The organism is Chryseobacterium sp. T20 (assembly GCF_047345655.1).
Lineage (GTDB): Bacteria > Bacteroidota > Bacteroidia > Flavobacteriales > Weeksellaceae > Chryseobacterium.
Window position 1 is genome coordinate 136,155 of sequence record NZ_JBLFDU010000002.1, and the last position, 20,505, is coordinate 156,659.

21 protein-coding genes are annotated in these 20,505 nt (G+C 36.6%); 17 read left to right on the plus strand and 4 right to left on the minus strand.

Features of this window, described 5'->3' with window-relative positions; genetic code table 11:
• Positions 1–10: 10 nt before the first annotated feature.
• Entirely contained in the window at positions 11–724 is a 714-nt protein-coding gene (locus tag ACMA47_RS05930) for a CDP-alcohol phosphatidyltransferase family protein (protein WP_413929063.1), read from the minus strand.
• 89 nt (positions 725–813) lie between these two features.
• Between ACMA47_RS05930 and ACMA47_RS05935 the strand changes: the two genes are divergently transcribed.
• The 9 genes from ACMA47_RS05935 to ACMA47_RS05975 all read left to right on the plus strand — a co-directional run bounded on the left by ACMA47_RS05935 (position 814) and on the right by ACMA47_RS05975 (position 11,673).
• The gene (locus ACMA47_RS05935; protein ID WP_413929064.1) at positions 814–2,742 is read left to right on the plus strand and encodes an LTA synthase family protein; all 1,929 of its coding nucleotides are present in this window, start codon (positions 814–816) and stop codon (positions 2,740–2,742) included.
• A 149-nt stretch (positions 2,743–2,891) separates the two neighbouring features.
• Entirely contained in the window at positions 2,892–3,311 is a 420-nt protein-coding gene (locus ACMA47_RS05940) for a DUF2147 domain-containing protein (protein ID WP_079242999.1), read from the plus strand.
• 236 nt (positions 3,312–3,547) lie between these two features.
• On the plus strand, positions 3,548–4,528 hold the full coding sequence (locus ACMA47_RS05945; protein ID WP_034696867.1) for a pyruvate dehydrogenase complex E1 component subunit beta: 981 nt from the start codon (positions 3,548–3,550) through the stop codon (positions 4,526–4,528).
• Positions 4,529–4,653: 125 nt separating this feature from the next.
• A complete protein-coding gene (locus tag ACMA47_RS05950) occupies positions 4,654–6,648 on the plus strand; it encodes a KUP/HAK/KT family potassium transporter (RefSeq protein ID WP_413929065.1) in 1,995 nt (664 codons plus the stop codon).
• Between the two features lie 65 nt (positions 6,649–6,713).
• The gene (locus ACMA47_RS05955) at positions 6,714–7,187 is read left to right on the plus strand and encodes a Fur family transcriptional regulator (protein WP_002976876.1); all 474 of its coding nucleotides are present in this window, start codon (positions 6,714–6,716) and stop codon (positions 7,185–7,187) included.
• 3 nt (positions 7,188–7,190) lie between these two features.
• The gene (locus ACMA47_RS05960) at positions 7,191–8,930 is read left to right on the plus strand and encodes an OstA-like protein (RefSeq protein ID WP_413929066.1); all 1,740 of its coding nucleotides are present in this window, start codon (positions 7,191–7,193) and stop codon (positions 8,928–8,930) included.
• A 98-nt stretch (positions 8,931–9,028) separates the two neighbouring features.
• Positions 9,029–10,204 carry an aspartate aminotransferase family protein gene (locus ACMA47_RS05965; protein WP_413929455.1) on the plus strand — a complete coding sequence of 392 codons (1,176 nt, stop codon included), beginning with the start codon at positions 9,029–9,031 and terminating at the stop codon, positions 10,202–10,204.
• A gap of 188 nt (positions 10,205–10,392) precedes the next feature.
• Positions 10,393–10,779 (plus strand): START-like domain-containing protein, encoded by a 387-nt coding sequence (locus ACMA47_RS05970; protein ID WP_034696870.1) that lies wholly within the window; start codon positions 10,393–10,395, stop codon positions 10,777–10,779.
• Positions 10,780–10,857: 78 nt separating this feature from the next.
• Entirely contained in the window at positions 10,858–11,673 is an 816-nt protein-coding gene (locus tag ACMA47_RS05975) for an aminotransferase class IV (RefSeq protein WP_413929067.1), read from the plus strand.
• 86 nt (positions 11,674–11,759) lie between these two features.
• Here the strand turns inward: ACMA47_RS05975 and ACMA47_RS05980 are convergent, their stop codons facing one another.
• Complete coding sequence (locus ACMA47_RS05980; RefSeq protein ID WP_413929068.1) at positions 11,760–12,341, minus strand: N-acetylmuramoyl-L-alanine amidase family protein; 582 nt, start codon at positions 12,339–12,341, stop codon at positions 11,760–11,762.
• Between the two features lie 103 nt (positions 12,342–12,444).
• A complete protein-coding gene (locus ACMA47_RS05985) occupies positions 12,445–12,993 on the minus strand; it encodes a YqgE/AlgH family protein (protein ID WP_034696873.1) in 549 nt (182 codons plus the stop codon).
• A 24-nt stretch (positions 12,994–13,017) separates the two neighbouring features.
• Between ACMA47_RS05985 and pdxH the strand changes: the two genes are divergently transcribed.
• Positions 13,018–13,659 (plus strand): pyridoxamine 5'-phosphate oxidase, encoded by a 642-nt coding sequence (gene pdxH, locus ACMA47_RS05990; RefSeq protein WP_034696874.1) that lies wholly within the window; start codon positions 13,018–13,020, stop codon positions 13,657–13,659.
• Positions 13,660–13,908: 249 nt separating this feature from the next.
• Here pdxH and ACMA47_RS05995 read toward each other — a convergent pair whose 3' ends face one another.
• A complete protein-coding gene (locus tag ACMA47_RS05995; protein ID WP_002976900.1) occupies positions 13,909–14,199 on the minus strand; it encodes an HU family DNA-binding protein in 291 nt (96 codons plus the stop codon).
• A 399-nt stretch (positions 14,200–14,598) separates the two neighbouring features.
• Here ACMA47_RS05995 and panD point away from each other — a divergent pair, with 399 nt between their 5' ends.
• The 7 genes from panD (at position 14,599) to ACMA47_RS06030 (ending at position 20,504) form a co-directional block, all read left to right on the plus strand.
• Positions 14,599–14,949 carry an aspartate 1-decarboxylase gene (gene panD / locus ACMA47_RS06000; RefSeq protein WP_002976902.1) on the plus strand — a complete coding sequence of 117 codons (351 nt, stop codon included), beginning with the start codon at positions 14,599–14,601 and terminating at the stop codon, positions 14,947–14,949.
• A 3-nt stretch (positions 14,950–14,952) separates the two neighbouring features.
• On the plus strand, positions 14,953–15,981 hold the full coding sequence (locus tag ACMA47_RS06005; protein WP_413929069.1) for a lysylphosphatidylglycerol synthase transmembrane domain-containing protein: 1,029 nt from the start codon (positions 14,953–14,955) through the stop codon (positions 15,979–15,981).
• Between the two features lie 179 nt (positions 15,982–16,160).
• Positions 16,161–16,736 (plus strand): TerD family protein, encoded by a 576-nt coding sequence (locus ACMA47_RS06010; protein WP_034698933.1) that lies wholly within the window; start codon positions 16,161–16,163, stop codon positions 16,734–16,736.
• 27 nt (positions 16,737–16,763) lie between these two features.
• Complete coding sequence (locus ACMA47_RS06015) at positions 16,764–17,441, plus strand: TerD family protein (RefSeq protein WP_034698935.1); 678 nt, start codon at positions 16,764–16,766, stop codon at positions 17,439–17,441.
• Between the two features lie 86 nt (positions 17,442–17,527).
• On the plus strand, positions 17,528–18,166 hold the full coding sequence (locus ACMA47_RS06020; protein ID WP_306595040.1) for a vWA domain-containing protein: 639 nt from the start codon (positions 17,528–17,530) through the stop codon (positions 18,164–18,166).
• A 17-nt stretch (positions 18,167–18,183) separates the two neighbouring features.
• Complete coding sequence (locus ACMA47_RS06025) at positions 18,184–19,227, plus strand: TerY-C metal binding domain-containing protein (protein ID WP_413929071.1); 1,044 nt, start codon at positions 18,184–18,186, stop codon at positions 19,225–19,227.
• Positions 19,227–20,504, plus strand: coding sequence for a PP2C family serine/threonine-protein phosphatase (locus tag ACMA47_RS06030; RefSeq protein WP_413929072.1), 1,278 nt, complete (start codon positions 19,227–19,229; stop codon positions 20,502–20,504). The genes ACMA47_RS06025 and ACMA47_RS06030 overlap by 1 nt, the downstream gene beginning before the upstream one ends.
• The last annotated feature ends 1 nt before the right edge of the window (position 20,505 follow it).

Sequence of the window (20,505 nt, forward strand, 5' to 3'; positions counted from 1 at the left end):
TTTAAATGAGTTATTTTAACTGTCCCTGAAAAATAAGAGACACCAATATATAATAAATAACCAGCATTGGAATTCCAACAACCTGGAATATCGCAAGAATAGCAATTCCTCCCACCAGTAATACAACTTTAGGGTAGTTATCTTTTAATTGTTTTGATTTGAATTTCATCGCCATCATCTTAATCGGGCTGATCAGAAGCCATGACGTAAGAAGAGTGAGCAGAATCAGTAACAATTCGTTATTAAACAGAAAGCCAAAAGTTCCGGTTTCTTTAAAGGCATAATAAAGACCGAACAGTAAAACGGTGTTGGTAGGCGTATTCAATCCTTTAAAGTAATAACGCTGTTCTTCATCAAGGTTAAAGATCGCAAGTCTCAGACAGGAAAATACGGTAACAATTAATCCCAGATACTTGATCTCAAATGGAAAATGCATTCCAAGCAATTCTGCACCGAAAGGTTCAAGGGCTTTATACATTGTAAGTCCCGGAATTACTCCAAAGCTTACCATATCCGCAAGCGAGTCCAGCTGAAGCCCAAGATTAGAGTTTGATTTTACAGCTCTGGCTACAAAGCCATCAAAAAAATCGAAGATAGAAGAGAGGATAAGACAGATGGCTGTTGTCTGATAATCTCCTAAAATTAAATGTATTGCACCTACACAACCTGCAAATAAGTTAGCCAGGGTTAAGGCATTGGCCAGATTATTCTTTATAAAATCCATAAGCACAAAATTACAGTTTTTAAAAATTCTAACTCAAAATAATATGAACTAAAAAATGCATTAAAGTGATTTTGATGTAAATTTGCTCCATGAAATTTTTAAAAGGATTTAGAAAACAGGAAGTTCTGGCATTGGTGTACAGGATTTTTTTAGCCTATGTTTTTTATCAGATTGCCAGACTTTTATTCTGGTATTTTAATAAAGATCTGATTAAAGTTGACTCGGTTTCTGATTACATAAAGCTGGCTTTCCATGGTACAGCTTTCGATACTACCGCTATTTTATATGTCAACGCATTATTTATACTCCTGAGTTTATTGCCTCTGGTTATTAATACCAAGAAAATCTTTCAGAAAATTCTATTCTGGCTATATTTCATCACCAACGGGATTGCTTATGCCATGAATTTCGGAGATTTTATTTACTATAAATTTTCGCAGGCAAGACTTACTTCAGCCGTATTTCAGGTGGCAGAACATGAATCCAATGTTTCTAAAACACTGATGATCTCTGTGGGGGAACATCCTTTTGTCCTGATCTGGTATGTGGTTTTAATGATTCTATGGGTTTTCCTTTACAAAAGGGTAAAAGTAGAAGATGTGAAACCTGTGAAACTGCTTCCTTACTTTGTCACTTCCGTTCTTACACTGTGTTTGACAGCTGTGCTGGTTGTGGGAGGAATCAGAGGCGATTTTAAGCATAGCACGAGACCTATTAATATGGTGGATGCTACCCGTTTTGTAACAAATCCGCTTCAGGGAAACATCGTACTCAATAGTACATTCTCCTTTTTCAGGACTTTAAATACCAATAATTTTAAGGAAGTTCATTTTGTAGATAAAAAATATATTGAAGATTATGTACAGCCTTATAAAGTATACGACAGAAAAGTGGAGAACCGTCCCAATATTGTTATTTTCATTGTAGAGTCTTTCGGGAGAGAATATTCGGGAGCATTCAATAAAGATAAAAATATCAAGGATTACGTTTCTTACACTCCGTTTATGGATAGTCTGGCTGGGCAAAGTCTTATTTTTCCGAATACTTTTGCAAACGGAAGACAGTCTATTCACGGGATGAGCAGTGTTTTGGCCGGAATTCCGAGCCTTACCGATGCATTCACAGGATCTCCTTATTCCAATCAGAAAATTCAGTCTATTGTTTCCGTGTGTAATGATCTTGGCTATGATACTTCTTTTTATCATGGTGCTCCAAATGGTTCTATGGGATTCCTTGGTTTCGGAAATATTTTAGGATTTAAACATTATTTCGGAAAAACAGAATACAATCATGATGAAGATTTTGACGGAATGTGGGCGATCTGGGACGAACCTTTCCTTCAGTACTTCGCTAAGAATGTAGGAAAGAAACAACCTTTTATGACGACTGTATTTACGGCATCATCCCATCACCCTTTTAAAATCCCTGAAAAATATAACGGGAAATTTAAAAAAGGAAAAATAGAAATCCATGAGCCGATGCAGTATACGGATTATGCGATCAAAAAATATTTTGAAACGGCTAAAAAGCAACCTTGGTACAACAATACCATCTTTGTTTTCACGGGAGATCATACCAATCAGGTCTATTATCCGGAATATGAAAGAGCGATGAACCGTTATGCCGTTCCATTGGTTTTCTATTCTCCAAATCCTGAATATCAACTAAAAGGTGTTAGCCAGGAAATTGCACAGCAGGCGGATATCTATCCTACACTGGCAGATCTTATCGGGTATAACAAACCTATCCGAAGCTGGGGAAGAAGTTTGGTGAGTGACAAAAAATATCCTTTCATCGTCGTAAACTCAGATGGAAGTACAGATCAGTTTATGATCGGAAATTATATTTACCGCTTTGACGGAAAAGAAATCATCGGAGTCTATGATAAATCTGATCTGAGCCTTGAAAAAAATATCATGAATGAAGTTAAAAACCCAGAAATAGAACAAGGAAAGAAAACCGCAAAGGCCTGGTATCAGGATTATATGGATAGGGTGATTAACAGAAAGCTTTATTAAGAAGAAAGAAGTGACTTTGGATTGATTTTTTTGCTTTTCTTTGTCTCTTTATGCTTTGTATAATAAAAGTTTTTGTTCGTTGAAAATTAATTTATATTTTTATCAATACGTAGATAAGAATATTATATAAAATTAAAACTATAAGAAATATGAAAAAAATATTGTTAACGTTCGCACTTTCTTTATGTGGTGTACTTACATTTGCACAGATAGAAGGTAAGTGGAAAACGATAGATGATGAGACAAAACAAGCAAAATCTATTGTTGAAGTATTCAAAAAGTCAGATGGGAAATACTATGGAAAAGTTTCTCAGTTGTTGATAAAACCAGCTGATCCAAACTGTACAGCTTGTAAAGACGACAGAAAAGGAAAACCAATTTTAGGATTGGAAATCATCAGAGGACTGAAAAAAGACGGTGATGAGTTCACCGGAGGAACTATTACAGACCCTAAAACAGGAAAAACATACAAATGTACCATCACAAGAAGTGGTGATAAACTGAACGTAAGAGGGTACTTAGGATTATCTTTATTAGGAAGAACCCAGGTTTGGGAGAAAGCTAATTAATATAAGTTTAAATAGAATTTTAGATGACATCTCAGAAATGAGATGTCATTTTTTGTGGATAAAAATACTGTGAAAATTCTTCGGAACATAAAAAAGCTACAAGAAGGAAGCATTTAAGAAGGAAAATTAATTTTAAATACAGTTAATATTATGACTTCTCATGGAAATGAAGACCGTTTTTATGATGTGTATAATAAAAAAACACTATTTTTGTAGTCTAAATTTTTCGAATAAATATGGCAGAATATACTTTTCGTGAGGTAATTGCACAGGCAATGAGCGAGGAAATGCGTAAAGACGAATCCATCTTTTTAATGGGGGAGGAAGTTGCAGAATACAATGGTGCATATAAAGCTTCAAAAGGAATGTTGGATGAGTTTGGTCCTAAAAGAGTAATCGATACCCCAATTGCTGAACTTGGTTTTACAGGGATTGCTGTGGGTGCTGCGATGAATGGTAACAGACCCATCGTAGAGTATATGACATTCAATTTCTCATTGGTAGGAATTGATCAGATTATCAATAATGCTGCAAAAATCCGTCAGATGAGTGGTGGACAATGGAATTGTCCAATCGTTTTCCGTGGTCCTACAGCTTCTGCAGGTCAATTAGGTGCTACCCACTCTCAGGCTTTTGAAAACTGGTTTGCAAACATTCCTGGTCTTAAAGTAGTAGTTCCTTCAAATCCTTACGATGCGAAAGGGTTGTTGAAAACTGCAATTCAGGATAATGATCCGGTTATTTTCATGGAATCTGAGCAGATGTATGGAGATAAAATGGAAATTCCTGAAGAAGAATACTACTTACCATTAGGAAAAGCAGATATCAAGAGAGAAGGTACAGATGTTACTTTAGTTTCTTTCGGTAAAATCATGAAGTTAGCTTTACAGGCTGCAGAAGATATGGCGAAAGAAGGAATCTCTGTAGAAGTTATCGATCTTAGAACAGTTCGTCCTCTGGATTTTGATACTGTTTTAGCTTCCGTTAAGAAAACAAACAGATTGGTTATTTTAGAAGAAGCTTGGCCATTTGCTTCTATTTCTTCTGAAATTACTTATATGGTACAGCAAAAAGCATTTGATTACTTAGATGCTCCTATCAAGAGAATTACTACTCCTGATGCACCTGCACCTTACTCTGCTGCATTATTTGCAGAATGGTTCCCTAAACTTGAAAAAGTAAAAGAGGAAATCAAAAAAGCGATGTACGTAAAATAATTATAGAATAGTTATAGAAAAAAACTTCCGAAAGGAAGTTTTTTCATTTATTATATTCATGAAGAAAAATTCTTGACGTCATAAAATTAGTATAAATTTGCGCCTTTAAAATAAATTAAGCTGATATGGCAGAAGTTACAGAAGATGGCTACCACTTCGACATAAAGAAACTTTCCTTCATAGGAGTTTTAGTGTCTCTAGGAATTGTTTTTGGAGATATTGGTACCTCTCCGCTTTACGTAATGAAAGCAATTGTGAATGCAAGATCCCAAGGGAGCAATATGCCTTTCAATGAATACATAGAAGGAGCACTTTCCTGTATCATTTGGACCCTTACCCTGCAGACCACGATAAAATATGTGATCATTGCTTTGAGAGCAGATAACAAAGGGGAAGGCGGTATCCTTGCTTTGTTTTCATTGGTAAGAAACCTTAAGAAAGGATGGTTGTATCTCATCGCGATTGTAGGAGCAGCAGCTCTTATTGCGGACGGAGTTATTACCCCATCACTGACGGTTATGTCAGCTATTGAAGGTCTTGAAATTTATAACCCGCACACTCCTGTGGTACCTATCACCATTGGAATTCTGATTGCCATTTTTGTGGTGCAGCAGTTCGGAACCAGCTTTATCGGGAAATTTTTTGGTCCTGTAATGGTAGTTTGGTTTCTGGTATTAGGAGGACTGGGAGTAATGCATTTAAGTGAAAACTTTGAGATTTTAAGATCTTTCAACCCTTACTATGCTTACAAGCTTATTGTGAACTCTCCGAGTGCTATTGTGATCTTAGGAGCTGTTTTCCTTTGTACAACCGGAGCAGAAGCATTATATTCTGATTTAGGACACTGTGGTGCTAAAAATATCAGAGTAAGCTGGGCATTCGTTAAGATTATGCTTATTCTGAACTATCTTGGACAAGGAGCATGGCTTTTAACCAATTATAACAAACCTGGGTTTTCTGTAGTGAATCCTTTCTTTGGAATCATGGAAGAATGGATGATCATCCCGGGAGTAATTTTAGCAACAGCAGCAGCAATTATTGCCAGCCAGGCGTTAATTACCGGTTCCTTCACCATATTTTCAGAAGCAATGTCTCTTAACCTGTGGCCGAATCAGAAAATTGATTATCCTTCCGGAGTTAAAGGACAGATGTATATCCCAAGAATCAACTGGGGACTTCTTATCCTTTGTATCATTGTTGTTCTTCACTTCAGAGAATCAGGAAAAATGGAAGCCGCTTACGGACTTTCCATTACTGTAACGATGTTGATGACCACAGTTCTATTGGTATTCTGGCTACTGAAACACAGAGTAAGCAAGGTCTTGATTCTGTTGTTCGCAATGGTTTATATGGCTATCGAATTAGGTTTCTTTAGTGCCAACATCATCAAATTCATGGAAGGTGGATGGATCACTGTTGTATTAGCAGGTTCTATCGGAGTTTCTATGTATGCATGGTATAACGGAAGACTGATCAAAACAAGATTTATCCAGTTTGTGAAAATAGAAAAATATGTGTCTATCCTTAAAGACATGAAACTGGACGAAACCATTCCGAAATATGCTACCAATTTGGCTTATCTGAGCAGAGCCAAAAGAAATGATGAAGTGGAATCCAAAATTATTTATTCTATCATCAAAAAACAGCCGAAAAGAGCAGATCATTATTTCATCCTGAGCATCGTAAACCAGGAAGATCCATATACTTTCAGATATACCGTAGACGAGATTCTTCCGGGGACCGTATATAAAATCAACTTCCTGTTAGGATTTAAAGTAGACCGAAGAATCAATGATTATTTCAATATGGTCCTTAAAGATTTAATGGCAGACGGAACCATTCCTTCAAGAAGCAGTCACCCATCTTTAAGAGCTCATGATATACCACCGGATCTTAAATATGTGATCATAGATAACACCTATATCAACGATATTCTTTTAACTGTTAAACAGAAGATTACTCTTAACATTTACAATTTTGTGAAGTATATCGGAAGTGACGACTTTAAGGCTTGGGGAGTATCTTCACATAACGTAGAGGTAGAATCTGCACCGATCACAGAATTAACAGTTTATGATAATAAGATCGAGCAGTCCGGGTATTTCCGTCACAACTCGTAGCCACTCGTATTTAACCATACTATCTATTTAAATAAAATTCAATAAATTTGTAGATAATTTTTTTAATGGATACAATACAAAAAGAAAAAAATATAGCTTTGATCAAGGATGTTTTGAGAAACTACTTATTAGAAAAAGGGTTCAGAAACACACCTGAAAGATATACGATATTGGAAGAGATTTATAATATGGATCATCACTTTAATGTTGATGATCTGTATCTTCTGATGATGCAGAAAAAATATCATGTTTCCAAAGCAACCATTTACAATACTATCGAAATTTTCCTTGATGCAGGCTTGATCCGTAAGCATCAGTTCGGAGAAAAGACATTGACCTCTTCATCTTATGAAAAGTCTTATTTTGACAAACAGCATGACCACCTGGTGATCTACAAAAAAGACTCTGATAAAGAGATTGAAGAAATTATTGAATTCTGTGACCCAAGAATCCAAGGAATCAAAGAAGCCATTGAAGAAGCATTTGGCGTAAAAATTGATTCTCATTCGCTATATTTCTATGGCACTAAGAATGACTAATTAATGAGAATAGCCCTTTTTCTGTTACTCTTTATTTCTACGCTCAACTTTGCGCAGGATAAAACTCCTGTGAAGAGAGATCCTTATTTGCAGGCTCCTTCACCGGCTCAGCCCAAACAGGTGAGACCTGAAGATAAAGTAAAGATCATCCATGCGGACGAGATCAAGAAAAGCCCTGAAAAATACGACGGGAATCAATACTTTACCGGAAATGTTCAGATAGAACATCAAGGCTCCATTCTTACAGCAGATGAAGTTGTTTTGTATAATGAAGAGAACTTTGTAAAAGCGATCGGAAATACAAGACTTCAAAATACCGATGGTTCTGTAATCACCGCAGGAGAAATGGAATATGACGCCAATACCCAGAAAGGTGTTGCCAGAAAAAATGTGGTTTTAACCGATCCAAAGCAAACCATAAAAACAGATATTCTGTATTATGACAGGCTGGCTAATCAGGCTTATTTTAATACAGGTGGGACAATCTCTGACGGTCAGAATGTAACCTACGCCAAAGTAGGAACCTATTTTCTCAATACAAGAGTGGTGGATCTTACAGGAAATGTAAAAATCGAAACCCCTCAGTATATTATAGAAGGACCCAATATCAAGCAGAATCAGAATACAAAAATTGCTGATTTTTTAGGTCCTACAACCATTACCAGTAAAACCAATCCAAGAAACAGAATCTATACGGAAAAAGGAACTTATAGAATGGATTCCAAAGAGGCTTTTCTAACCAAAAACTCCAGAATCTTTTACAATGAGAAAATCCTTACCGGTGATGATATGTACTACAATCAGATCACAGGATTTGGTAAAGCAACAGGAAACGTTACCCTTGATGATCCTATAGAAAAAAGATATATAAAAGGAGGTTATGGAGAAATTTTTGAGAAAAAAGACTCCGCAATGATGACTAAAAATCCTTATGCGGTAAAAGTAATGGAAAAAGACTCCATTTATTTTGCTGCAGAAAAAATTATCTCTTATCAAAGACCGGATACATTAGATATCAAAGTTAAGAAAAGCTATCTGAGAGCCTTCAAAAAAGCCCGTATTTTTAAATCCAATGCACAGGGTAGAGCAGATTCCATTGCCTTCAATGAAACAGACGGAATTATGCATATGTATACCAACCCGATTCTTTGGAGTGGTGAAAAGCAGGTGACCGGAGATAAAGTAGAAGCTTACTTTAATACCAAGACAGAAGATATTGACTCTTTAAAAGTAATCGGAAATGCCTTTGCCATTAGTAAAGTAGACTCACTTACGCTGAAAGATGAGTTCAACCAGGTGAAAGGAAAATTCATGACGGTTTACTATGAGAAAAATGCTATTAAAGAAGCAAGAGTGGTTGGAAACGCTCAGTCTATCGTTTATGTTGATGATACCGATCAGGAAACCAAAAAACCGGAAAGAATAGGAATTACGCTTTCTACCTGTGGAATTATCGGAGCATTGTTTGAAGAAAGAGCTTTACAGATTATTTCATGCAGTATCGGTGCAGCTTCAGATACTTATCCGATGAGCATGATAGAACCTTCGAAAAGGAAATTCCCGGATTTCAACTGGAATACCAAAGACAGGATCCGAAAATGGCAGGATATCCTTGTAGATACCCCAAACAACGAAGAAATACAATATACGGCTGATAGCGAACTCTTCGATAAAGCGCAGAAAGCGATTGATGACGAAAAGGCCAAAGAGGAAGCTAAAAAACCTAAACGTACCAGAAAATAAGATAAAAAGACCAGTTCTTACTGGTCTTTTTTTGTGGATTAATTTTAACGTTTAATGAATCTTTTATAGCTTTGCTGAAATTTTTGGAGACAATGGAAATGCATAAAGATTTTTTTATATATCAGGCTCAAACCACCAAATTTGCTGCTGGCTTTGAAGTTGAAAAAGCAGTAGGGAGCTACATTTATGGAACAGACGGGAAAAGATATCTTGACTTTGTAGCAGGAGTTTCTGCCAACACTTTGGGGCACTCACATCCTAAAATAGTGGATGCCATTAAAGAGCAGACCGATAAATATCTTCACGTAATGGTTTACGGAGAATATGCACAGGAAAAACCTATCGCATTATGCAGACTGCTTGCAGAAGCAACTCCGGATCCACTGGAAGTAACTTACCTTGTGAATAGCGGTGCCGAAGCTATTGATGGAAGCTTAAAGCTGGCTAAAAGATATACAGGAAGAGAAGAAATAGTTTCCTTTAAAAATTCTTACCATGGAAATACTCATGGGGCTTTGAGTGTTTCCGGAAATGAAACTCACAAGAGAGAATTCCGTCCTTTATTACCGATGGTTTCTTTTATTGAATTTAACAATGAAGAAGACTTCGGTAAAATCACAGAGAAGACGGCTTGTGTTATCCTTGAAACCATTCAGGGAGCAGCAGGCTTTCTGGTTCCAAATAACGATTATCTGATCAAATTAAAAAGAAGATGTGAAGAAGTAGGAGCGCTTTTGATTTTGGACGAAATACAGCCGGGATTTGGAAGAACAGGAAAATTGTTCTCTTTTGAACACTTTGGAATTGTTCCTGATATTCTTGTGATGGGTAAAGGAATGGGTGGTGGAGTACCTGTAGGAGCTTTTATGAGTTCCAGAGAAATTATGGAAACTCTTTCTCACTCACCAAAACTTGGACATATTACTACTTTTGGAGGAAATCCATTAATTGCAGCAGCAAGTTATGCCACATTAAAAGAAGTGCTGGAAAGCGGCTTGATGAATGAAGTTGAGGAAAAAGAGAAGTTATTCAGAGAACTTTTGGTTCATCCTAAAATCAAAAATATCAATGGTAAAGGTTTGATGCTTGCCGTGAACTTAGGAACTCCTGAATACACGCTGGAAGTAGCTAAAAAATGTATGGAAAGAGGGCTGATTGTTTTCTGGCAATTGTACAGAAATGAATACCTGAGAATCTCTCCGCCGCTTACATTATCTCTGGACGAAATCAGGGAAGGATGTCAGATTATTCTTGATATATTAAATGAAAATTAAAGATAAAATCTCTCTGTAAATGAGAGATTTTTTTATGTTTTGCATGGTAATTTTTAGCTTTAAAACCTGACACCACAGAGATTTAAATCCAGTGATAAATATCATACAGATTCTATAAAAAAGTAATTGTTTTTTTGCGTAATAAAAAAATTAATTTATATATTGCGGGACGATAAAACAAAGATTATATGGCGAAACATAAAGTCCATTACGAATTTCCAATGCACTGTTTATCAGAGATTTTATATGAATATCTGGCGACTGCAGAGGGATTGTCTGAATGGTTTGCGGATGAGGTAACAGAGAAAGGCGATGATTTCTTTTTTAGCTGGGGTGGAGGACCTGCTGAGAAGGCCACTTTGATCAGATATAAGCCTGAAGGTTTCGTGCGTTTCAGATGGGAAGAAGATGAAGGAACAAAAAATTTCTTTGAAATGACGATCACAATTGATGATATTACAGAAGATCTTGCTTTAAATATTACAGATTTCTGTGAAGAAGGTGATGAAGAGGAAAATGCAATGTATTGGGAAAATCTTATCGAAAACCTGAGAATAAAACTAGGTGCGGCATAATACCGGGCTATATGAAATGATAAAACTGATGAACGATTTATCGTTCATTATTTTTTTGTAAATAAATCACATCAAAAATTGGAAAATCAATATTTTACATCAGACGAGTTAAATGTAAAGAACAGAGCTTTTCTTTGGGGAGACTCAGTAAAAGTATCTTTCTTTGTAAGAAATGGTGGATTGATCATGGACGAAGAATGCTATTTTTTCCTGATGGCTTCCATGAGAAAGATGAGACTGAATATTCCTTTGACTTACACCCTGGAGTTTTTCCAGACCCTTTTTCAAAAAGAAATCATTGAAGGTAAAGGAGTAAAGAACGGAATTATCAATTTCCAGGTGTTCAGAAATAATGATGGCGTGACATTGGCAAAATCTTCCGTTTCCTATTTTTATGAAGTAACGGAAATGGCGGATGTGCTTGCAGTTCATCAAAGACCTTTGGAATTGGATTTGATTAAAGAAATTAACGTTAATAACAACCTTTTGAGCAATATCAGGGTTCACTGTCCGGAAAATATTTATGGAGTGATCTATGCCCAGGAAAATGACCTTGATGACGTGATTCTTCTGAATCCAAACAAAAGAATAGCGCGTACCACTGCCGGAAATCTTCTCTTTTTAGAAGGCGACGTGATCAAAGTACCCAAACAGACAGAAGGAGCTTACATTTCTCCTTTGATGGAAAACTTTGTTACTTTTTTACATAAAAATAATCTTGCTGATATCCAGGAACACGAGATTATCGCATTTGAATCCCAGAAAGCTGAAGAAATTTTAATGATTTCTGACGAGAAAGGTATGTTTTCTGTAGGTAAGATAAGAAACAAGACTTTTGAAACTTCCCGTTTCTCCGAATTGGTAGAAAGCTGGAAGAAAAGTTTTAATGCATAAAAGTTGACAAACCCGGTAAACAACAAAGTTCCAGAAGTCCTTTACCGGGTTTTATTCTGAGTAAATCAGAAATTGTTTTTTTTTATTTAGTATTCGTTGATAATCTCAACAAATTTTTGTGCGATTTCTTTTTGCCCTTTTTCACTGGTAATATAATTCCTGTTGCCAGAATTATTAATGAAGCCAAGTTCTACCAATACAGCAGGTGCTTTGGTTTCTCTTAGCATATGAAGATTGCTCTCCGATATTTTACGGGCATTGAATTTCTTATAGATTTTTCCGGCTAATTCCTTTGAAACATCAGAATTCTGAACGTAAACTTCAAATCCGTTGTCGGATCTTTCTTTTTCAGGAGAACTGTTCACGTGAAGGGAAATAACCATTTCAGGGTTCAGTTTGTTGATCAGATCTGTTCTTTCGGCAAGAGTAGGATAGCTGTCTGAATCCCTTGTTAAAATAACTTCATATTGATCCTGGCTTTCATTGATTTTCCGGATTTCCTTAGCAACGCTTAATGCAATATTTTTTTCCAGAATTTCACCATAAGTTGCCCCAAAATCATTTCCGCCATGTCCGGCATCGATGACAATGTATTTTTTATTGATAGGAGTAAATGATAAAAAAGCTGTAGAAAATATTGATAAAGCAAGTAATGTAATACCTTTCATATCAGTGATTTTAGTTTTCCAAAGAACGGAAAAACTTTCTTTAAAATTGGTTAAAAGAATCTTAAAGTTTGTTAATTATCAGAGTGATACGAAAAATATACTTTTAGTTTAGTGAAATATCTTCAGGAGAGTTAGCCCAGAGAAGAAATTCTCCTCCAAGATTCTGCATGATAGACTTCCAGAGTGTCTGATCGTTTGGAAGCGTATAATCAAGATTATAAACATCCACTACCGTCCACATTTTCCTTTGAACTTCGGTATCCAGCTGGTTAGGAGACCATCCGGAATATCCTGAAAAGATTTTGATATGGTTAATATCCAGTTCACTGCTTAAAACCCCATTAATGATGCGCTCAATGTCTTCTGTAAGGTAGTATTCATCAGTGATGTCTGTATAGATCTCTGTAACTCTTTTGCCTTTTACAATGAAGAATACCTTATCGTTTTCTACAGGCCCTCCATCATATACCTCAATTTTAAAGTCAAAAAAATCTTTGAACTTGCTACTCATCTGGCTGTTCTTTTTATTCAATATCAAACCAAATGCACCACTTTCATTATGTTCAATAACCAATACTACCGATCTTGAAAAAATATCGCCGGAAATGTCAGGTGTCGAGATTAATATTTTACCTTTGTATGAGTGATTCATACTCAAATTTAATAAAAAATATTTATGGAAAACCTGCACGACAAAAGAAAAGTGTACGAGAAATCCCAACTTATTGAAAGTGAGATAAAACAAAATCCAATTGAGCAGTTTAGAGACTGGTTTTTGGAAGCAAATGAGAGTCCGATGATCTCAGAAGCTAATGCTATGGCGGTTTCTACCGTAGAAGAAGATGGGTGTCCAAGGACAAGAATGGTGCTTCTTAAAGCATATACCCATGAAGGATTTATTTTTTATACCAATTATAACAGCAGAAAAGGAAAAGCAATAGAAAGCAATCATAAAGCTTGTCTGCATTTTTTCTGGCCTAATCTTGAAAGGCAGATCATTATCAAAGCAGATCTTGAAAAGGTAGCAGAGAACCTTAGTGATGGCTATTTTCATTCAAGACCCAAAGGAAGTCAGCTGGGAGCTGTAGTTTCTCCGCAAAGCCAGGTGATCCCCAACAAAGAGTTTTTGGAAGAAAAATTAAAAGAGCTGGAAAAAGAGTATGAAAATACGGAAGTACCAAGACCTGCCAATTGGGGCGGATATCTGGCGAGACCTTATGAAATTGAGTTCTGGCAGGGAAGACCCAACCGTCTTCATGACAGGATTATTTATCAGCTTGAAGACCTTGACTGGAAAATTTCAAGACTGGCTCCTTAATGGGAAAGTTAGAAGTTAGAAGTGGTGGTTTTAATATGAGACAAACCATTTGAAAATATAAACTCTTTAATTCAATAGAAGCGGGCTTTAGCCCGCTTATTTTATGATGCATAATGATATATAGGCTTTAGCCAAAACTTAATAATTCTTCACCCTTAAAATCTCTTAATGGTTTAATTTTCTATCACCATTGGAAATAAAAAAAGGCTGTTTCTTAGAAACAGCCCTGAATTTTTGTAATCTGAATGATTATTTTTTCTTAGCACCTGAAACTGCATTTGATAAATCAGCTCCAGCTTTGAATTTAGCAACTTTTTTAGCAGCAATTTTGATTGGTTTTTTAGTTGCAGGGTTAATACCTTGTCTAGCCGCTCTCTCAGCTACTGAGAAAGTACCGAAACCTACTAAAGAAACTTTTCCGTCTTTTTTCTTTAAAGTAGTTGTAACGTTACCAATGAAAGATTCTAAAGCAGCTTTTGCTGCAACTTTAGTGATACCTGCATCTTTTGCGATTGCGTCGATTAATTCAGACTTGTTCATAATTTTTAATATTAAAGTTAGTTCGTAATTATAGCAAATATAGTACTATTTTCTAATTGTGCAATTTTTTTATTAAAACTTGTAAAATTTTTTTGCTTTTCACTGAAATCAGTTAAAATATGATAATTCCACTTTTCACAGAAAATCTACGTTACAGGTTACTAAAATCATGCCAAATGCTTATGTGTATTGACTTTAGCAAAAAGTTAATATTATTTTTCGTATTTATTAAATCCTAAATTGTATATAAACAATTAATTTTTTTGACCATATGATTGTTAAATCTCTAAGTAATTTTTAAATTTCTTATGTTTTGTGAAATTAAACCCCTGTGTTTGTGGGAGTTTTAAAATGATAATAAAGACCTGTTTTATTAATTTTTATTAATAAATTTGCAGCATGTTAATAGAAGTTTTCAAGTCTAAGATTCATAGGGTGAGAGTAACTGCCTCTGACCTTAATTATATAGGGAGTATAACGATCGATGAAGATCTTATAGAAGCTGCCGGTCTGGTAGTGGGAGAAAGGGTCTATATCGTCAATGTGAACAACGGAGAACGTTTTGATACCTACGTGATCAAAGGGAAAAGAAAATCAGGGGAAGTATGTCTGAATGGTCCTGCAGCAAGAAAAGTACAGAAAGATGATATCATCATTATCATTGCGTATGCTCAGATGACTCCGGAGGAAGCAAAAGACTTCCAGCCGAAGATCGTTTTCCCGGATGAAAAAACAAACCTTCTTACGTAGTACATGGAGAAAACATCAAAAAGTCCGGTAAAATCCATACTAACAATAGTAATATCGCTTGCTTTTGCAGGCTTTTTTTTATGGCTCGCCTTAAGGGGACTGGATTTTAAAGTCATTCAGAAGTCACTGGCAAAAGCTAATTATATCTGGGTATTGTTTGCTTCCGTATTTGGTCTTCTGGCTTACTGGTTCAGGGCGATCCGCTGGAATCTTATGCTGGAACCGATGGGACACAGAATTTCAAATTCCAATGCCCTTTGGTCGATATCATTCGGATATCTGATGAATCTTACCATTCCGAGAAGTGGTGAAGTGGCAAGAGCTACTGCTTTATATGGAGTTGAGAAAGTACCTGTAGATAAATCTTTTGGGACTATTATTTTGGAAAGAGTGGTGGATCTTATTTGTATGATGGGATTTTTAGGACTGACATTATTGTTCAAATATGATGCAATTCTGTCATTCTATAAAAATTCTGGAGTCAATATCAACCCTGCTAAAATAATATTAATCCTTTCCATTCTGGTTGTAGGGACAGTCTTATTTTTTGTATTTAGAAAGAAACTGGCAGAGGTTCCGTTTTTAGGAAAAGTAGTCAACTTTATTGATGGTATTTTTCAAGGGATCACTTCCATTTTTAAATTAAAAGAAAAAGGAAAATTCATCCTGTATACATTAGGAATCTGGATTTGCTATTATTTAGCCGCTTACCTGGTATGTTTTGCACTTCCTGAAACCTCAGCATTTACCTTTGCAGACGGATTTTTCATTATTGTAGTAGGAACACTGGGAATGATCATCCCTGCCAGTGGAGGAATCGGAGCGTATAACCTTGCGATGAAGTATGGTTTTATGGCGCTATTCATTTCAGTAGGAAAAAGTGCCGATTTCGGAGGTGAAATGGGGCTTACCTATTCCTTTATTTCTTTACCGCTGCAGATTGTGATTATGCTGGTGATGGGGTTAATTTCTATTCCTATGCTCGCAAAAGCAAGAAACAATGCTGTTTCAGATAAAGAATTTGAGAATTAATTCAATATACATTTATACTATACAAGGTTCAATTTTTTAATTGGACCTTTTTTTATGGCTATTTTGTGACTTAAAGAGTTTAAAATTAAGCAGTATGGAACATTTTTTCATCAATAAATTTGGTCAATTCGCAAATCACTTCTATCTTAATGCAAAAAATAATCATAATATAAAACACTATGGCAATTAATCTACAGAAAGGGCAAAAGATCGAGATAGGATTGACTAAAATGACGATTGGATTAGGCTGGGATCCGAATGAAGGAACCGGCTACGACTTTGACCTGGATGCTTCTGCAATCATGATTGATTCTGACAGAAAATTAGTAAGCGAAGAATACTTCGTTTTTTACAATAACCTGAATTCTCCGGATGGAGCGCTTACCCATACAGGAGATGATCCGAGTGGTAAAAACAGTGATGGTGACGATGATGAAGCTATTATTATAGATCTTGATAAAGTAGATTCAAGAGTGGAAGAGATTCTTTTTGTGGTAACCATTGAAGACTTTGAAAGAAGAAGACAGAATTTCGGACAGGTAAGAAACTCTTATATCCGGGTAGTAGATAATCATTCCAACCAGGAAATTGCAAAATATGAACTGGATGAAGATTTCTCCATCGAAACAGGAGTAGAATTCGGAAGACTGTACAAAAGAAACGGAAGCTGGAAATTTGAAGCTTCAGGAATAGGATACAGAGCGGATTTAGGCTTCTTCCTTGAAAAATACTACAAAGGACAAATCATCAAATAAATCCTCAAATACACAAAAACTATAACTATGGCAATTAATTTACAGAAAGGACAAACAATAGATTTAAGAAAGAATGACCGCGGAGAAAGCGTTTATGATCTTTCAAAAGTAACCATCGGTTTAGGATGGGATGTAAGAAAACAAAGCAGTGGGTTCTTCGGTAAACTGTTCAGCAAGGAAGCAGAATATGACCTTGATGCTGTCGCATTTCTTTTAGATGGCAACGGAAAAGTAGCTAATCTTGGAAGAACGGTACAGACCAATGACGGAAGACAGATGGGGCTTTACCAGGGAGATGTGGTTTTCTTCAATTCTATGCAGCATCCAAGTGGAAATGTATGGCTTACGGGAGACAACAGAACGGGAGCAGGTGATGGTGATGATGAGCAGATCATTGTAAGATTGGATCAGCTGGATCAGAGCTATCAGAAGATTGTGTTCATTGTTACGATTTATCAGGGAAGAACCAATAATCAGCACTTCGGAATGATCGAAAATGCATTTATCCGTGCGGTAGATGCTTCAGGAAAAGAAATTACAAAATACAGCCTTTCCGGTGATTCAAGTATGAATGGTAAGTGTGCAATGGTTTTTGCAGAAGCATACCGCCACAATGGCGACTGGAAATTCCGCGCTGTAGGAGAGCCGCACAATACAGATAACTTTATCGATATTCTGAGACAGCAATACGCTTATTCCAACTAGATTTTCAATTTTTTTCAACTCACATAAAAGCCGGCTAGGAAGTCTCCGACTCCCTCCGCCGGCTTCAGAATTAATACTTGTCTATAATGAGCAGGAGATTATTAGCTTATTTTTTATTAGATACTTCGGGGTCTATGAACGGAGAACCTATTCAGGCTCTGAACAATGGTTTCAATGGCCTTATCAGTATGCTTCGGGCAGATCCGCAGGCGATGGACAGCCTGCATTTAAGTGTCATTACCTTTGATAGAGAGGTTAAGAATATTATACCCTTAACAGATCTGGCAAGCTTTTATCCAATGGAGATTACTTGTCCGGATAGTGGGCCTACGCATACAGGAGCTGCTTTGGAAATGGTTTCTGAACTGGTTCAGAGGGAGATTGTAAAAGAATCGGCCGATGCAAAAGGAGACTGGCAGCCGTTACTGTTTATATTTACAGATGGAAAACCGTCGGATATTCAGAAATACAGGCAGATGATTCCTGTGATCAGAGGACTTGAATTTGGGGCTATCGTAGGATGTGCAGCAGGACCGAAAGCAGATGAGCAGTTTTTGAAAGAACTGACCGATCATGTGGTAAAGCTGGATACTACAGATGCAATTACGCTTTCTTCCTTTTTCAAATGGGTGAGTTCTTCCATTACTCAGGGAGGACAATCACAGAATACGGGAGAAAATATCACATTACCTCCGCCACCATCGGAGCTTAATATTATTATTTAAAAAATTGTCTTTACACCATGAGAAGACTGCCTATTTATTTTTTAGTAGATATCTCCGAATCTATGGTAGGAGAGCCTATTGAGCAGGTACAGGAAGGTATCGCCAATATCATCAGGGATTTAAAAAAAGACCCGTATTCACTGGAAACGGTTTACATTTCTGTGATAGGTTTTGCAGGAGAAGCAGAAGTGATTACTCCGATGCAGGATATTATCAGTTTTTATCCGCCAAAAATCCCAATCGGAAGCGGAACATCACTTTCCCAGGGATTAATCAAAGTAATGGACTGTATCGACAAGGATATTGTGAAAACAACGTATGAAAGAAAAGGCGACTGGAAACCTATTGTCTTCCTTTTTACAGACGGAGTTCCCACTGATGATGCCACCAAAGCCATTGAAAGATGGAATACCAAATACAACGGAAAATCCAATACGATTGCTGTTTCTATTGGAGAAAATACCAATTATAAACTTCTCGGATCTCTGGCAGACCATGTTTTACTGTTCAATAATTCTGACGAGAATTCTTATAAAGAGTTTTTCAAATGGGTAACGGATTCTATTAAAACAACCAGCCAGAGCGTCACAGAAGCAAAAAAAGAAGGCATTAATCTATCCAAAATTGATTCCCTTATTCTGGAGAAAGTAGATCCAGAAATGGAACAGAGATTTCCGGATAATAACTTTGTTGTGTTAAACGGGAAATGTCAGGAAACGGAAAAGCTTTATCTGATGAAATTTAAAAAAGCATTTGCCGAATCAAGCATACCGGGAATGGCTACAAGATATTACAGATTGGACGGAGCTTATAAAATTGACGAAAAGGCCTATTACAGACTTTCCTCCAATCAGAAAACGCACCTTAAAATTAATATAGAAGAACTGGATGGAGGAACTTCATGTCCTCACTGTGCTAACCCGATTGCATTAGCTACCTGTTCGTGCGGAGGAATTCACTGCCTGAGAGGAGAAGGATACAGCAAATGTCCTTGGTGTGGAACTTCCGATTATTATGGATTTTCCGGGGGAGGATTTGATATTAACAGAACGCTGGGCTAATGATGGGGAAATTTTTCAGAAAGTCAGCGGATGAATCCAAACCAAAAAGTATGGAACAGGCTCTTGTTTTTAAAGAAAAGGAAGAATTCAAAGACGTTCATTGGGTGTTGAAAAATGCCAGTGCCAAACAGTTCTATGAGTTCAGTCTCGAGATGGAAGAGTTTCCCAACATCAGGATTCAGAAAATCGGAAACCTGGAAGAAACAGGACTTAGTTTTGAAAATGATACAATTTCAGGAATTCCGGTAATGAATAATATGTATCATCTGGATGTTCAGTTTTATCACATTCACGATCAGAATCAGATGGAGACAAAGAAAATACAGCTCTTTGTCAATGCAGATCCCAAAGACTTATGGAAGAATATTCCAAGCGATACAAACGCTGCTTTTTATAAATCGGAAGAAGATTCATTCAAAGGTTCTTTTTCAGACAAAAAAATTGTTGTCGCTTCCAAAAGAGGACGTTCTCACGCCCATGAAGGTAAATTTCGTGAAGACGATTTCGCAGTAAATACGCTTCCCGATGGCTGGAATATTATTTCTGTTTCGGATGGAGCGGGTTCGGCCTCAGCTGCCAGAGAAGGCTCAAGACTGGCAACCACAGAGGTTAATCAGTTTTTCAACTCACAGGAAATTTTAAAACACATTGAAAATAAGATCAACACTCTGTACACCATTCAGCCTTCTGATCAGGAGCAGCTTGAAGCGAAACAGAGTATCATCAATATCTTATCGGAAAGTGTTTCACATGTTTATCACACATTAGAAAAAACAGCGGCAGAAAATGCCCTTTCTATCAATGATCTGCACGCCACACTTATTTTTACTTTGCTTAAAAAGTTCAGTTTCGGATATATTATTCTGAGCTTTGGAGTGGGAGACTGCCCGATCAATTTGATTAACACTGATTTTTCTGAAGTAAAATTGTTAAACCGGATGGATGTGGGAGAGTTTGGCGGTGGTACACGATTTATCACGATGAAAGAAATTTTTAACGATACAATGGCTTCCCGTTTTCAGATCACCTGTGTAGAAGATTTTTCCTATCTCGTGCTAATGACAGATGGTATTTATGATCCTAAGTTTACCACAGAAAATAAACTGGAAGATACAGAAAGCTGGAAAGCACTTTTTGAAGACCTTGCCGGAAATAATGATGACCGGACGAAAGCCGATTTTATCAATGATGAAAAAATTGATGAAGAACTTTTAATCTGGAGCGATTTCTGGAGCAGAGGAAATCATGATGATCGTACATTGGCCATAATCTATTAAT